Source organism: Affinundibacterium nitidum (assembly GCF_014284155.1).
GTDB classification, from domain to species: domain Bacteria; phylum Pseudomonadota; class Gammaproteobacteria; order Burkholderiales; family Burkholderiaceae_D; genus Undibacterium; species Undibacterium nitidum.
The window spans coordinates 41,969-57,472 of sequence record NZ_JACOFZ010000006.1; the positions used below are offsets into that span (position 1 = coordinate 41,969).

Consider the following 15,504-nt stretch of genomic DNA (forward strand, 5'->3'; position numbering starts at 1 on the left):
ATCGTAGGGATTTTTGAGAGGAAGACCATGCAAAACAGTAGCGTATCAGGTAGTAAACCGAGTCTGTCGTTTTGGCAGATATGGAATATGAGTTTGGGTTTTTTCGGTATCCAATTCGGCTTTGCCTTACAGAATACCAATACCAGCCGTATTTTCGCCACGCTCGGTGCCGACATCGATAAGCTATCGATTTTGTGGTTAGCTGCACCGATCACTGGCTTGTTAGTGCAGCCTGTAATTGGCTATCTCAGCGACAATACTTGGCATCCGAAATGGGGCCGTCGCCGTCCATTCTTTTTCATCGGCTCTTTGTTGGCATCGATTGCGATGTTTTTAATGCCAAACTCTGGGGCATTGTGGATGGCGGTGTTTGTGTTGTGGTTGATGGATGCTTCCATCAATATTTCGATGGAGCCTTTCCGCGCGTTTGTGGGTGATAAGTTGAACACCAGCCAGCAAACCGGTGGTTTCGCGATGCAGACTTTCTTTATCGGCTGCGGCGGTGTAATCGCCTCCTTGTTGCCAACCATTTTTACCAACTATCTTGGTGTCAGTAATGATGCTGTGAACGGCACTATTCCAGATACCGTGAAGTACTCTTTCTATGTTGGCGGTGCAGTGTATTTCCTTTCTGTGTTGTGGACGGTATTGACGAGCACCGAAGACGCACCAGCTGATATGGCCAAGTTTGAAGCGGAACGCGCAGCCAATAAAGGTCTGGTCAATGCAGTGAAAGAGATTTTAGGCGGTTTCTTCAAAATGCCTAAGACCATGATCCAACTGGCGATTGTGCAGTTCTTTACTTGGGTTGCCTTGTTTGCGATGTGGGTGTACACCACGCCTTCGATTGCTGATGGTGTGTTCCATGCAACTGACGCGCAATCAAGTGCATACCAAGAAGCGGGTAACTGGGTTGGTATTATGTTTGCGATGTATGGCGGTGTCTCTGCGATTGCAGCCTTCCTCTTGCCATGGTTGGCCAAATTTACTAGCCGCAAATCTGTTCATTTGATTTGCCTCGTCATCGGTGGTGTTAGCTTGATGAGTATCTTCGCGATCACATCAAAAGAAATGTTGTTATTGCCTATGGTGGGTGTTGGTGTTGCTTGGGCGAGCGTATTGACTATGCCTTACGCCATCCTCGCAGGTTCCCTGCCATCAAATAAGATGGGTTACTACATGGGCTTGTTCAACTTCTTCGTGGTGATTCCGCAAATCGTCGCGGGCGTTGTATTGGGTGCGATTTTGAAGAATTTCTTTGCCAACCAGTCAGTCAAAGTCTTGATGCTCGGTGGCGCATGCATGGTGTTAGCGGGATTGCTGACATTGGTCGTGCAAGATGATGCAGACAAAGTAGACGCTACTTCAGTATAAGAATTACCGCTTGAGCCTCGCACACCAAAAAATGCGGGGCGTTTTTTTTTGAAGCATGAAGGTTCACCATGTTGCGCTCAACGACGAAAATGACGAAAATAACGACTGTAGGTTTAAGCTTAGTGGCCTCGCTAGCTATGATGTCTGGTGTGCAAGCGAAGCCAAATGCGGTAATGGCTGCAACCAGCAAGGTGCAGGCCAAAGCATTTCATTGGAAAAATGCCACTGTCTATTTTCTGTTGACTGATCGCTTCAACAATGCTGACCATCGTAATGATTTGAGTTACGGGCGAAAAGCAGACGCCGCGCCCTTGCGCGGGTATATGGGCGGTGACCTCAAAGGCATTACCGCTAAAATCAAAGAAGGCTATTTCGAAAAACTCGGTGTCGATGTTTTGTGGATGACGCCGCCTGTTGAGCAGATTCATGCCGGTACGGATGAAGGTACAGGTAAGTCTTATGGTTTCCACGGTTATTGGGCGAGAGACTTCACGCGCGTCGATGCCAATCTGGGTACTGACAAAGATTTTAAAGAAATGGTGGAAACCGCACACCAACATGGCATGCGTGTGTTGCTCGATGTGGTGATGAACCACACGGGGCCGGTCACAGAAACAGATCCAGTTTGGCCTGCCGATTGGGTGCGGACCTCACCACAATGTGATTACAAAAACGCCGATGGTGCGATCAAATGTACCTTGGTAAAAAACTTACCTGACTTTCTGACCGAGAGCGATCAAGCGGTGGCATTGCCGCCGATGCTCGTTGCGAAGTGGAAGAAAGAAGGGCGCTACGAACAAGAAGTGAAAGAGCTAGATCAGTTCTTCGCGAAGACCGGCTATCCACGTGCGCCGCGTTTCTATTTGATGAAGTGGCATGCCGACTGGATTAAAAAATATGGTGTTGATGGTTTCCGGGTTGATACCGTCAAGCACGTTGAAGCCAAAGTGTGGAAAGAGTTAAAGCAGGTGGCCAGCGCGGCCTACGAAGAATGGAAGGCTGCACATCCAAAGCGTAAGTTGAGCAACGAGGCCTTCTTCATGACCGCTGAAGCCTACAATTACGATATTCAAGACGGTTTGCAATTCCGCATGGATGGCGGTACGCGTGTGAATTATTACGCCAATGGCTTCGACAGCATGATTAACTTCGGTTTGAAGTTCGCTGCTCACCAAGAATACGAAGCCATCTTCTCCCGCTATGATCAGATTCTGCATGGCGAATTGAAAGACTATTCCGTCTTAAATTACATCAGCTCTCACGATGATGACAAACCATTCGATCCTGCACGTAAGCGCAATTTCGAAGCCGCCAACAAGCTCTTGTTAGCACCAGGTGCGGCGCAGATCTATTACGGCGATGAAACCGCACGTTCATTAGTGCAGCCACAAGCACAAGGCGATGCGGTGTTGCGTTCGATGATGAATTGGGATGATCTCAAACGCAATTCTCCCTTACCAGATCAAGCGGGCGTGAATTACCAAGATGTGCTGCGTCATTGGCAAAAGCTAGGGCAATTCCGTCAAGCGCATCTCGCTGTTGGGATGGGGCGTCATCAACAATTGCAAGCATCACCGTATGTGTTTGAACGCAGTTTGCACGAGGGTACGCAACAAGACTACGTCATCGTCGCACTTGATTTACCGAAAGCGCCGCAACACGTGATCCCAGCAGGACAGTTCAAAGAAGGGCAACGTGTGCATGACGCTTATAGCGGAACTGAGAGCGTGGTCAAAGACGGTAAATTAGTTTTTTCCACTGGTTTTCCGGTGCTGCTATTGAGCGCGAAATAATCTATTTTGATTTTGGTGGGCGATTGTTCTCGCCAAGTGATTCTTTTATCTGATGTCGTTTGAAAAGAAAAGTATGATGAAAAAATTGAGTGTGCCTGCTTTGTCTTTGTCCTCATCTCTGGTGAGTCTTGCTGTCATGAGCCTGTGTGCGATGAGCGCGACCGCGCATGCGCAAAACACCGAGCGACGTTTTGAGTCTGCGAAACGTTTTAAAGACCACGTGGAAGTGCGCACCAATGATGGCGTGTATGTGATCAAGCCCTACTCAAACGAGATTTTTGAAACCAGTTTTATTCCGAAAGAGCAAAGTAGTGCTACTGCAGGCAGCGATCTGATCAAGAACAAGTCACATGCTGTGGTCGCCGTGCCGCAAAGGCTGAAAACCCGCTTTGTGCAATCGGGTGCGTATGTAGAATACGGCAGCGCAGGCTTGAGCGTGCAAATTCGTAAATCCCCATTTCAGCTGAAGTATTTTTACCAAGACAAACTGCTGACGTCGGAAAAGCTCGGGTACCAAACCATCAAAGACAAACAAGCAGATGCTGACCCTAACCTCACGCCGAATCGTGAACGCCTGAGTTTTAATCTTGACGCCAACGAAGCTTTATATGGTGGCGGTGCACGTGCACTAGGTATGAATCGTCGCGGCAATCGCTTGCCTTTGTTTAACAAGGCGCATTACGGTTACGAAGAGCGCTCACAACAAATGAATTACAGTATTCCTTTGGTGTATTCATCAAAGTTGTATGCGATCCATTTCGATAATGCAGCCATCGGTCATCTTGATCTCGATAGTCAGCACGATAATTCCTTGAACTACGACACCATCGGTGGTCGTAAAACCTACCAAGTCATCGCTGGTAAAAATTGGCAAGAATTGGTGACTAACTATGTTGGCCTCACAGGTAAACAACCACTGCCACCGCGCTGGGCTTTCGGTAATTTTGCCAGCCGTTTTGGTTATCACAGCGAAGACGAAGCACGTAAAGTCATCGCCCAATTCCGCGCTGAAAAAATGCCGGTCGATGCCATCATTTTCGACTTGTACTGGTTCGGCAAGGATATCAAAGGCACCATGGGCAATCTCGCCTTCGATGCTGACAATTTCAAAAATCCACGTGGCATGATTGCCGACTTTGCACAGCAAGGCGTCAAGACCGTGTTAATTACCGAGCCTTTCATTTTGACGACCTCGCAGCGTTGGAAAGAGGCGGTTGACCAAGGTATTTTGGCGACCGACGGCAAAGGCAAGCCTTTCACCTATGATTTCTATTTCGGGAACACAGGCTTAATCGATGTCTTCAAACCGCAAGCGCGCACTTGGTTTTGGAATATCTATAAAGACTTAGCACAACAAGGTGTAGCAGGTGTATGGGGTGATTTGGGCGAGCCTGAAGTGCATCCAAGCGCGCTAAAACATGAAGGGGCGAGTGCCGATGAAGTCCACAATATTTACGGGCACGAATGGGCAAAGCTGGTGGCTGATGGCTACCGCAAAGACTTTCCACAGCAACGTCCATTTATCTTGATGCGTGCAGGCTCTTCTGGTTCGCAACGCTTTGGTTTGATTCCATGGTCCGGTGACGTTAATCGCACCTGGGGTGGATTACGTTCGCAAACCGAAATCGCCTTGCAAATGGGTATGCAAGGCTTGGCCTATATGCATTCAGACTTAGGCGGGTTTGCCGGCGCAAATCTTGATGACGAGCTATATGCGCGTTGGTTGCAATACGGTGTGTTCCAACCGGTATTCCGTCCGCACGCACAAGAAGAAGTGCCTGCCGAGCCTATCTTCCGTTCAGAGCAAGCCAAAGCCTTGGCGCGCCAAGCGATTGAATTGCGCTATCGCCTTTTGCCGTACAACTACACGCTAGCGTTTGAGAATAGCCAAACCGGCATGCCTTTGATGCGCCCCGGTTTCTTTGCTGAACCGGGTAATGCTGAGCTCTTGAAAGACGCCAGCACGTTTTTGTGGGGCCAAGATTTCTTGGTGCAACCGGTGACCAACCCGGGCCAAAAGACGGCGAATGTGCGCTTCCCAGCTGATAGCGCCTGGATTAATTTCTATTCCGGCCAACGTCATGCGGCAGCGAGCCAAAGCTTAGAGCAGCTAGAAGCAAGCCATATTCCTGTGTTTGTTCGTGCTGGTGCTTTTATTCCTATGGTGCCCGAGCAAGCAAAGTTACAAAGCACTCAATTCTATGACGGCAGCCAACTTGAGCTGCATTACTACCATGATGAAAGCGTCGCTAACAGCCAGCGTCAACTCTATGAAGATGATGGCCTGACGTCAGATGCTTGGGCAAAAGGAATCTATCGTCTAAGCCACCTGAAGGCGCAATGGAACAAGCCGAGCAATACAAAACCAGCATCCTTGATGATTGAATTACAGCAGACTCTTGGCAAGGCAGCACCGCAAGCATTGAAGCAAGAACGCCAAACGCTTGTGGTGTTGCATCAAATTACCAGCCAACCAAAACAAGTATTGCTCAATGGCGCGCCTGTAAATATGGAGTGGGAAGCTCAGCAACAAGAGCTGAGAGTCAGTTTGAGTGAGAAAGCCGGTAGTAAGAATCAGTTGAAGGTGCTGTGGTAGTTGTCGCGTATGCAAAGATAGGGGCCGATCAGCGGAAAGTATCGGTTTCCTTGTCATAGGGGGCGTCAGGCTTTACACTGCACGCTTTGTGAAATTCATTCTGGTAGATTGCTTCAATGAACCTGAAAAGCCTTGCTCAACAATTGGGGATCTCGGAAACGACGGTGAGTCGCGCCCTGAATGGTTATCCTGAAGTCAGCGAACGTACGCGCCAACGCGTGCTAGCGGCCGCCGAAGAATTTGGATATCGCCCTAATCCTATGGCGCGTAGCCTTGCCTCTGGCCGAACGAACGTCATTGGTATCGTCCATCCTTTGTTCCCCAATGATTTAGCCGACCCGATGTTCATGCAAATCGTCGGTGGTATGGTGGAAGCCCTAGAAGCCCGCCAGATGGACCTTATCATGGCGCCAGTCTCGCCGTTGCATGAATTACGCGCTTACGAACACATCGTCAAAGAACGCCGTGTTGATGGCCTGATCGTCGGTCGTACACATTTGTATGATGAACGCATTGCTTATTTGGCGAAACAAGGTCTCCCTTTTGTCGCGCACGGTCGTACTAGCATCAATGAGCCGCATGCCTGGTTCGATTACGATAACGAAGCTGGCATGCGTATCGCTGTCGAACATTTACTGGCACACGGCCATCAACGCATAGGCTTGATCAGCGCCCCGCTCGACATGAACTTCGCGCGCCAACGTTTCGCTAGTTTCGGCAAGGCACTCGACGCTGCAGGCCTCAAAGCAGACCCACGCCACTTAATTGAAAACACCAACGACAGACGCAGCGGCTATCTCGCCATGCAGAAGATCTTGGCAAGCGACACTCCACCAAGCGCGGTCATCGTCGACAACCACATGTCAGGTGTAGGCGCCATGCGTGCTTTACTCGATGCGGGTGTCAAAATCGGTCAAGACATGTCCATCATCGTCTGGGGCAAAATGGAAGACTCACTTGCAGGCTACCACGTCACCACGATCGACCAACCACACCCCGACTTAGCAGGCGCGAAGATGATAGAGATGCTGCTGTCACTGCAAGCGGGAACACCGCCAGAACAATTGCAAGTGTTGTGGCAACCGGTGCTGGTGCCGGGCGAGACTGTGGGGCAGGTGAAGTTGGGGTAGTTTGCGTCACTTCATAAGGTAAAATGAAAAGCGAGCCACGGCTCGTTTTTTTATTTTTTGGGGTGAGTGTTTTTGAAAATGTTTCACCTCGAAAAAGTATTGTCTACGGAAAACACTATTTTGCGAGCAGGTCGGGAAAACAATGAGTTCAGCGTATTTTTCCGTGAGCCAGGTTGAAAGGTTGATGGTTACTTGTCGATCAGTCTTTCGCTGGGATATAGACTGATGTGCAAGTGATGGCAGAGGCGAGTTTGTAACTCGCTTATTTTTTTGTTTCTTCTTGAAGTGGATGTCCACTGATTCTCCCCTCGGAATAAACGGAGAAATCGACGATGTAGCTTGTTCATACACGTTCCATCTTTAAAGCAGGCGGTCAGACCATGACCGCCTTTTTTTTCGAGCGTCAATTGCGTTGCGTTGATCGTTCTTACTTATTTTCCTAATGGCCGAAGCAGAATCTGTTGCGCTGTTTCTAGGATCTCATCTTTCCCGGCACGAATACCCGCAATAGACTGATTGACTGTGATATCCGGTTTAATTCCTATGCCGATATGGCGACTCAAATCGAGTTGCCGCACTTCGGTGCCAGTGAATTTTAATTGGAGATCGACTGAATTTTCACCACGCACGTATATCGTTGTGACTTCTCCGTTGATGCCGCCTGTTTGCTCACCAATGATTTTGATTTTAGCTCGCTGTGCAAAGCCAAGCACTTGGTCGGTTTGGCTAATACCAAAGCGGCTGGAGAGTGCGACGACATTCGTGCTTAAGGTGGGTAGTGATGCAGGCACTTCTTCACCTGTTAATTCTCGGAACCAATTGGCACGGTTAGGGGCATTTGCGTATGGCATATAAATAGGCGGGTCGATCAGAGCGTCTTTGCTAAAGTGGCTGAGAAATTCCCACCAGAAGCTATTTGATGAAGGGTAAGAGCGCATGTCTAAAATAATGCCGTTGGCTAACTTTAATTTGTTGATCGTGTCGGCATGGTCTGCCTTTGGGAGTCGTGAGACGTTCACATAATGAATGTTGTTGGGTAACACTTGGTAAACGGCACTGGGCATCGAGTAAAAGTAGCGCTCGATTGTCGACGCACCTAGCGTTGGGGTGGTGTCTGCATTGAACGTTTTACTTTGGATTTCTCCGTTGGCTTTTCGGATTGAGAGTTTAATTGGACGGATACTGTCGCGCAGCAGTAGTGACCGTAAGGCGACGCTCGCGGTATCGCGCGTATCTTTTAAGGTAGAACGCTTTGCTGTCGGCAGCAAACTGGAAACTGAACTGCCATCGATTTCAGTTATTTCGTCACCAATGTCAAGCAGACCTTGGGCATCGGGTTTGATGATGGTTGCTTTGTCTTCTACCATCAACAGGCTAAAGTTGGGTGTGAACCGTAAGGGCAAGGCGCCTGGGACTTCTAACACCATATGTCCATCTTGAAGTTTGGTGAGCGCGAGGCGCAATGCCAAATCTAATGCTGTCGATGCTCTCTCTGTCGTATTGCAGGATTTTAAAAGAGGGATCAGCTCGGCATCCCAGTCCACCTCAATGTCAGCGAAGTACGGCCAGAAGTTATCAAGTACCGCCCAGATTTTTGCGGCGCTGGCGAGACATTGATAAGGATTGTCGAAGCTTTTCGAGAGGCTGATCGATTTTGGCAAGGCAAATGCACTACTGGCTGGCAATGTTTTTCCTGCTTTGGTTTCTAAAACAAGAGGCTGGAGAATAGAAATTTGATCGACTGAATAGCGTGCGAAGCTTGCATTCGCCAGGCGCGGGTTCTTTCCCAGATCGGCCGCTTTGATGGAGACTCGCTTACGACTATAACTGGAATCGCTCTTTTCTAATGCGGTTGCATTTTGGTCGACATAAGAGGTGTTTTGCCACACCAATAAATCGGTGTCTGGTGAAAATGTTGGACCCGTCGTGTTGCTATTGAATTTGACTGACGGCGCGATTCCCGAAAACAATTCATTTAGAACGGAAACCTGTTCGTCGGTCGAATTCGTCTTGGCAATCCGATACATGGCATATGGCAAGAATGTGTCCCAATCGGTGTCGGCGACGCCATCGCTTGGATGGAAAAATTCGATGTTATGCGCGACTTTAGTCAACATCGCTAGCTGTGGGAGCTTGTTCTCGAAGCTGATGATCTCGAGAGGCTTTGGTTGGCTACTTGTGTCGCTAATGGGCGTTGTGTTTGGCACGTTGGTGGTATTGGACGAACCGCCGCCACAACCGAATAAGCTTAGGGATAAAACGCTGATCAGAATAAAGTGGATGGAATTTTTGGTATGCAGAGCTATCTTAGAATTGGGCATAATGTGGACGCGACGAAATTGTTAAATGAACTTACATATCAATTTCATATTCTAATCTGATATGTCAGAAAATAAACATATCCGTTCTTCGCCGGTCAGAACATTTTCCGTATCAGCAGGCACCCACTTCAAAAAGCAACAGAACTAGATCTCAAAAAATGAATCAAATAAGAACGAAATTTGAAGAGTGAGTTGGATGTGCACTGATTTGCGATCAAACTTTCGCCGCGATATTGATGTGCGTGAAAATCATGACAGAGGAGAGTTCGTATCTCGCTTATTTTTCGTCTGTCTTTGAGGTGAATGCCTACTGGTCTGCGCCTCAAAAATGTAGAGATGCATGAAGGATAAATTCGGTGTTCGACCTGATCTTCGATGCCGTAGGATTTAACGCTTAGACTTCATATCCATTTTAGGATTAGTAAAAGTCAGAGTGGTTTCTCGCACTTGTCCTGGCGCCAGTGGCTTGTCCGCAGCTTTGTGGAAGGCTTCGATAGCCATACGATTTTGCGTCTCAACCGAATTCAAATAGTCTCTTTGGGCCTGGCGTTGGTTAAAGGCTTTGCTTTCTTCTGACAAATCTCTGCCCTGATTGGGTTTGGCTGAGCTGGTGGGAGTGAAGCTCATTAAGGTGTGATCCTTCTGGGTCGCTTTTGGACAAGTTGATTGTGCATAAGTGACCTTGCCATTACTGTCAGTGCATTTTTTTACTTGCGCTTGAGCAAGCGGCGTGAGTGTGGCCGACAAAAGTAGAGCGCTGATTGCAACTGTCTTGATCATAAATATCCGCCGGTTTTTCTCACTATTCAATACTTCAAACCTTGTTCGAGGCTGAAGCACGCTTTGCTTCGATATTGAGCGCAAGTGTAAACTTCATTGTTTGGGTTGGCTACCAAAATTCATCAATCGTCTGCCATTTGACACAGTAAATTTTCTACTGAATCGCTGAAATTGGTCAACGCCAGCCGCGCCGCATAGAAGGTGTGAGTGGTGATTGTTCGACGTTCTCTTGATCGAGGTTAGCGTAGATCTGGCTTCTACGTTTTATGTTCAAAAATCCCGATTCTTCTGATCAGAAGATTTAAACCGTATCACTTCTTTACCGCGCAAGGCTTGATGTTTGGTTTTACGTCCAGTCACACGCGCTCGCCACATTCTGAAACTCGAGGCTTTCATTTCCGAACGCATCAGGCGAATCACCGCTTGTTCTGTTAAGCCGAATTGAGTTTGTATAGCGTCGAAGGTGGTGCGGTCTTCCCAGGCCATTTGTATCACTCTATCGATGCTCGCTTGATCTAGTTGTTGCATAGGCTTTGCTTGGTGTGTTGTGAATAAAACTGCTGAATAGCTGGATTAGGTTTGGTGCTGTGAAATTACCATAGCGTGAGTGTAGCCCAAGCTGGGTATTTTCTATGGTTTGCAGACCGTGATTAGCGGGTCATGCATGACCAAGGTCGTGAGTTTGATGAATTGAAGTGTTTGTGTGTTAATCTTTATTTTTAAGTATTTGTTTGGGAATAGTCATTATGGTGTTTGCTCAAGCTAACGTTGCGCTTTCTTTGTCCGCGATCCTTACCTTGATCGCTTCTGCCTTACATTTTGCTTGTTTGATATTCGGAGCCCAACTGTTTCGTATCTTGGGGGCAGGTGAGGTCGTGGTGTCGATGGCGGAGCACGGTCATCCTCAGCCGTATGTGATGGCTGCGGTTGTTGGTGTCGGCTTGCTGGTGTTTGCTGTTTTGAGTTTGTCTTTGGCTGGAGTCGTTCGACCTATCCCTTATGCGCAATATCTGCTCGCGTGCTTCGCATTGGTGTTGGGTTTGCGTGGTCTTCTTTTTCCGTTTCTGAAACCATATTTCAGCGGGAATAGTGATTTGTTTTGGTGGTTGAGTTCTGCGTTTTGCTTGATTCTGGCGGCCTTGATTTTCAAGGGTTTGCGCGACGTTTGGAACTAAGTGATGTGAGCTCAAGTCGAACTCAACGTCAAACCGCAATCTTTAATCTGTGAGGTCCAACGATGTTTAAACATGCCACACCCATCTTCCGCAGCTTTGATGAAAAGCTCGCGCGTGAGTTCTATATTGATTTCTTGGGGTTTGAGGTCGTGTTCGAGCATCGCTTCGAGCCGAATACCCCTTTATATCTGGGTCTTGTACGCGATGCTTGCACCTTGCATTTATCCGAACACTTTGGCGATGGCGCACCTGGCACGCAGTTGCGAATTGAAGTCGATGATGTGGATGCGATGTGCGCCCGGTTGAACGCTAAGCAGTACCGCAATGCGCGGCCTTCTTGCCAAGATATGCCTTGGGGTAGTCGTCAAATGACGATTAACGATCCGTTTGGAAATCGTATTACCTTCTATACAGAGATCGAGTAGCAGCTAGACGATCACCGAAGCTGGGCCATCAAAGAAAAAACGCCTCGAATTTTAAATCGAGGCGTTTTTGTTTTTACCGAGTAAAGATGCTTTATTCCTTATTTACTCCGTATTTATTCCTCATTTACTCTTTTATGCCCCATTGTGACAACATCCAAGCAAAGTTGAATGAACTTTCCTTGATAGCGTCATAGCGACCCGATGCGCCGCCGTGACCAGCGGCCATATTGGTTTTCAAGAGCAGAGGATTGCTATCTGTTTTATGTGCGCGCAATTTGGCGACATACTTCGCGGGTTCCCAATACATCACTTGGCTATCGTTCAAACCTGTTGTCACCAACATCGCTGGATAGGCTTTCTTTTCGATATTGTCGTATGGAGAGTAGCTACGCATGTAGTCATAAGCGGCTTTCTCGTTTGGATTGCCCCACTCGAGATATTCACCTGTCGTTAATGGCAAGCTAGCATCCATCATCGTGTTCATGACGTCGACGAAAGGCACGGCTGCGTGTGCTGCTTTGAATAAATCAGGACGCATATTGACGACCGCACCCATCAACAAACCACCGGCGCTACCACCTTGAATAATGAGCTTATCTTTGCTGGTCCATTTTTCTTGAATCAAGAATTCAGCTGCTGCGATAAAGTCAGTGAAGGTATTTTTCTTCTTCATCAACATACCATCTTCATGCCATTTTTCGCCGAGGTCGTTACCACCACGAATATGGGCTTGAACATAAATGATGCCGCGATCAAGTAAGCTTAAACGGCTAATAGAGAAGCCGGCTTCAGTTGGAATGCCATAGCTGCCATAGGAGTACAACAAGGTTGGTGCGGTGCCATCAAACTTCACACCTTTTTTGTAGACCGCCCACAGTGGTACTTTAACGCCATCTTTCGCTGTTGCCCACAAACGTTTTGCTTCGTACTTGCTGGCGTCATAGCCTCCCACGACTTCCTGTTGCTTCAAGACCGTGCGATTGCCAGTTGCCATATCAACGTCGATCACCATGGAAGGTGTCGTTGGTGATTGGTAAGACATACGCAACTTCTGTGAGGTGAATTCTGGCGTGCCCGCGCTATTCGCTAAGTACACTTCATCATTGAAGCTGACGTTTTTCCACTGCTTAGTTTTGAAGTTATAAATGCGCGTGCGATTGAGTGCATTGGTTTTTTCGGTCACGGCGACATAGTCACGGAAAACCTCGACATTGCCGAGCAAAACTTTGTCATCGTGTTTGACCAATTCTTTCCAATGCTTGGCGTCTGGAGTGGCAACGGGCGCCATCACCAGCTTGAAGTTCTTCGCATTTTTATTGGTACGAATAAAGAGCATGCCATCGCGATGATCAATATTGTAGCGGTGACCTTTTTCACGGCCTAAGACCGACTTGAATTTACCTTGGGGTTGGTCTGCAGGTAAGAGCCAAGTTTCAGAGGTGTCTGTCGCATAGGCATACAACTCGATGAATTTTCTATCGTGGCTATTGCCGACGCCGATACCAAATTGCTCGACCTTTTCATTATAGATTTCGGTCGGTGTACTACCAATTTCCATGCGGAACAGGCGGTCTGAGCGCTTGGTGACAGGATCTTCTTGGACGAAGAACATGGTCTTGTTGTCGGCTGCCCAAGCAAAGCTGGTGACACGTTCTGCACTATCACTCAGCAATTGGCCTGTTTTCAAATCTTTGATTTGCAATTTGAATTGACGATAGCCTGTGGTGTCAGTCAAATACGCTAAGTAGCGGTCATCTGGGCTGACCAAGCTACCTGCCACCATAAAGAACTTATGTGGTTTCGCGAGTTCATTTTGATCAAGCAAAATTTCTTCCGCCGCTTTTTCATCGTAATTCATATTGGCGTCGGCCAAGCGACGGCAGTTGATGCTGTATTGCTTGCCTGCTTCGGTACGCGAATAATAGTAGTATTTGCCGCGACGGACAGGTACTGATAAATCTGTCTCTTTCATGCGGCCTTTGGTTTCCGCAAACAATTTATCGGCCAAGGCTTGCACGCCATCTGTCATGGTGACTGTGTAGGCATTTTCTGCATTCAAATAATCGATGACTTTTGGGTCTTCTTTCTTTTGTAGCCAGCGATAGTCGTCGGTCACTGTTTCGCCATGGCGAACTTCTGACCATTGCACTTTAGCGGCTACAGGGGCTGTGGGGGCGCTTGCCGTTTGTGCGTTTGATAGAGTGCTTGTTAGCATGCTGATCGCTGCAGTGGCGCCCAAAATAGGTAGGTTCTTAAAAATCATAGTTTTCCAATCAGGGTGGAGAATCTAGAGAAAAAACGATACTGGTTGTTTGAGACATCTACACAAAATACTGTGCGTTCGAGTTTCGAATGAAGCTTCGGACGCACACGACTTTGCACAGAAGTCTCAATTTGATCGCTCTCACACTAAGCAGGCTTTGGTGCGAGAGTAACGTGTCAATATCATATCTGTTTTGCAAGATCTTCGACAATATTTACGAAGAAGAGTTTCGACCATTCGTCGTTCTGCACAAAAAAAACGCGTTCGTCGCTTGAGAATGTTTATTTGGTCGACCGTCTCTTGCTTGAATGCCACTTGCTTAGATCTTTGTTTCGTTCAAACTCAGCCATCTGTGGGCGACTAAGTCTAAGGCCGGACGGGCATTGCCTTGTTTGTCTGTCCAGACTTTGGGCGTTAATGCACCGCTCAGGCTGATACTGGCACCATCGTCTAATTGCAGCAATTGCTGGCAAAGCTTGTCATTGAAGGCAATCACATTACATAAGAGGGTATCGCCATCATCGGTCATCACTTTAACTTTACAAGTGACGTAGCGTGAGCCACCTTGGCCTTGTCCTGCTTCGGCATTGCCATGGAGGCGGCCAGAGATAAGTGCATCGATCATTGTTGATTTTTCAAGTGGTTGGGAAGGGCATTGTAGAGCATGGCTTGTGGTTTCGGTGTGAGCTTGAGGTGAATTCTGCTAAACCATTGAAATATCAACATATTGTGTGCAGTGCGGCATAAAAAGTGCGGTCGAAAACAACACAATAAGCTGAATTTCGCTTTACTTTTCAAAGCGCTTTGAATTAAACTTCGAAGCAGTCCAAAGCGCTTTGAATTTGTTTGAATGTAGTTGAACCAATCTACATTGAGTCTCTAGCGAGTAGTTCCTTGGGAACGATGTGAATCGCAATAGAGAACAGAAATTGGAGAACATCAGTTCAGCGCTGCATTGTTTGTTGTACCAACCAGATCCGTTTATGAAAACTGCCTGCATCTTTGATCTCGACGGTGTGATCGTCGATACCGCCAAATATCACTATTTGGCGTGGAAGCGTTTGGCAAATAGCCTCGGTTTTGATTTCACCGAACACGATAACGAGAAGCTGAAGGGCGTGAGTCGCATCGAGTCTTTGAAATTAATTTTGCGGTTGGGTGGTAAGCAGCTCAGCGCAGAAGAGTTTGAAGCAGCTTTAACGCGCAAGAACGGCTGGTATCTCGAATACATACAAAAGATCGGCCCAGAAGAAATTCTCCCTGGCGCTGCTGAATTTTTGCAGTCGGCCAAAGCGAAGGGGATGAAAGTCGCGTTGGGCTCGGCGAGTAAGAACGCGGTATTGATTTTGGAACGCATTGGCTTAGTGAATGAGTTTGACGCCATCGTCGATGGCAATAAAGTGAGCCAAGCGAAACCTGATCCTGAAGTATTTCTCAAAGCCGCCCAAGAGTTGGCGGTGGATGCAGAGCAGTGTGTGGTGTTTGAAGATGCAGTCGCCGGTGTACAAGCCGCATTGAACGCCAAGATGGCGGTCGTCGGTATCGGTGAAGCATCTGTGCTGCATGCAGCGCATACCGTGTTGGCTAATTTTTCAGGGCTTAGCGTTGATGATGTCTTGGCGCGCTTGCCCGCTTAAGTTTGTTGCG

The 15,504-nt window shown here is 47.8% G+C and carries 12 protein-coding genes; 7 read left to right on the plus strand and 5 right to left on the minus strand.

What is annotated here, in order from left to right; all coding sequences use genetic code 11:
* Positions 1-27: 27 nt before the first annotated feature.
* The 4 genes from H8K36_RS14375 (at position 28) to H8K36_RS14390 (ending at position 6,893) form a co-directional block, all read left to right on the plus strand.
* Positions 28-1,374 carry an MFS transporter gene (locus H8K36_RS14375; protein WP_186917196.1) on the plus strand — a complete coding sequence of 449 codons (1,347 nt, stop codon included), beginning with the start codon at positions 28-30 and terminating at the stop codon, positions 1,372-1,374.
* Positions 1,375-1,463: 89 nt separating this feature from the next.
* On the plus strand, positions 1,464-3,167 hold the full coding sequence (locus H8K36_RS14380) for an alpha-amylase family glycosyl hydrolase (RefSeq protein ID WP_186917197.1): 1,704 nt from the start codon (positions 1,464-1,466) through the stop codon (positions 3,165-3,167).
* Positions 3,168-3,240: 73 nt separating this feature from the next.
* Positions 3,241-5,763, plus strand: coding sequence for a TIM-barrel domain-containing protein (locus H8K36_RS14385; protein ID WP_230404652.1), 2,523 nt, complete (start codon positions 3,241-3,243; stop codon positions 5,761-5,763).
* A gap of 116 nt (positions 5,764-5,879) precedes the next feature.
* Positions 5,880-6,893 carry a LacI family DNA-binding transcriptional regulator gene (locus H8K36_RS14390; protein WP_186917198.1) on the plus strand — a complete coding sequence of 338 codons (1,014 nt, stop codon included), beginning with the start codon at positions 5,880-5,882 and terminating at the stop codon, positions 6,891-6,893.
* A gap of 431 nt (positions 6,894-7,324) precedes the next feature.
* Here H8K36_RS14390 and H8K36_RS14395 read toward each other — a convergent pair whose 3' ends face one another.
* From H8K36_RS14395 to H8K36_RS14405, 3 genes are all read right to left on the minus strand, one after another.
* Complete coding sequence (locus H8K36_RS14395) at positions 7,325-9,214, minus strand: S41 family peptidase (protein WP_186917199.1); 1,890 nt, start codon at positions 9,212-9,214, stop codon at positions 7,325-7,327.
* 387 nt (positions 9,215-9,601) lie between these two features.
* On the minus strand, positions 9,602-10,078 hold the full coding sequence (locus H8K36_RS14400) for a DUF4124 domain-containing protein (protein ID WP_186917200.1): 477 nt from the start codon (positions 10,076-10,078) through the stop codon (positions 9,602-9,604).
* Between the two features lie 186 nt (positions 10,079-10,264).
* On the minus strand, positions 10,265-10,522 hold the full coding sequence (locus tag H8K36_RS14405) for a TIGR03643 family protein (RefSeq protein WP_186917201.1): 258 nt from the start codon (positions 10,520-10,522) through the stop codon (positions 10,265-10,267).
* 218 nt (positions 10,523-10,740) lie between these two features.
* On the opposite strand from H8K36_RS14405, the gene H8K36_RS14410 reads away from it, so the two are divergent.
* Together H8K36_RS14410 and H8K36_RS14415 are read left to right on the plus strand one after the other, a co-directional pair.
* A complete protein-coding gene (locus H8K36_RS14410; RefSeq protein WP_186917202.1) occupies positions 10,741-11,169 on the plus strand; it encodes a hypothetical protein in 429 nt (142 codons plus the stop codon).
* Between the two features lie 62 nt (positions 11,170-11,231).
* On the plus strand, positions 11,232-11,594 hold the full coding sequence (locus H8K36_RS14415; RefSeq protein WP_186917203.1) for a glyoxalase superfamily protein: 363 nt from the start codon (positions 11,232-11,234) through the stop codon (positions 11,592-11,594).
* A gap of 124 nt (positions 11,595-11,718) precedes the next feature.
* On the opposite strand, the gene H8K36_RS14420 is transcribed toward H8K36_RS14415, so the two are convergent.
* Together H8K36_RS14420 and H8K36_RS14425 are read right to left on the minus strand one after the other, a co-directional pair.
* Positions 11,719-13,857, minus strand: a complete 2,139-nt coding sequence (locus H8K36_RS14420) for a S9 family peptidase (RefSeq protein ID WP_186917204.1) — start codon at positions 13,855-13,857, stop codon at positions 11,719-11,721.
* Between the two features lie 319 nt (positions 13,858-14,176).
* On the minus strand, positions 14,177-14,482 hold the full coding sequence (locus tag H8K36_RS14425) for a single stranded DNA-binding domain-containing protein (RefSeq protein WP_186917205.1): 306 nt from the start codon (positions 14,480-14,482) through the stop codon (positions 14,177-14,179).
* 280 nt (positions 14,483-14,762) lie between these two features.
* On the opposite strand from H8K36_RS14425, the gene pgmB reads away from it, so the two are divergent.
* The gene (gene pgmB, locus H8K36_RS14430; RefSeq protein ID WP_222611235.1) at positions 14,763-15,494 is read left to right on the plus strand and encodes a beta-phosphoglucomutase; all 732 of its coding nucleotides are present in this window, start codon (positions 14,763-14,765) and stop codon (positions 15,492-15,494) included.
* The last annotated feature ends 10 nt before the right edge of the window (positions 15,495-15,504 follow it).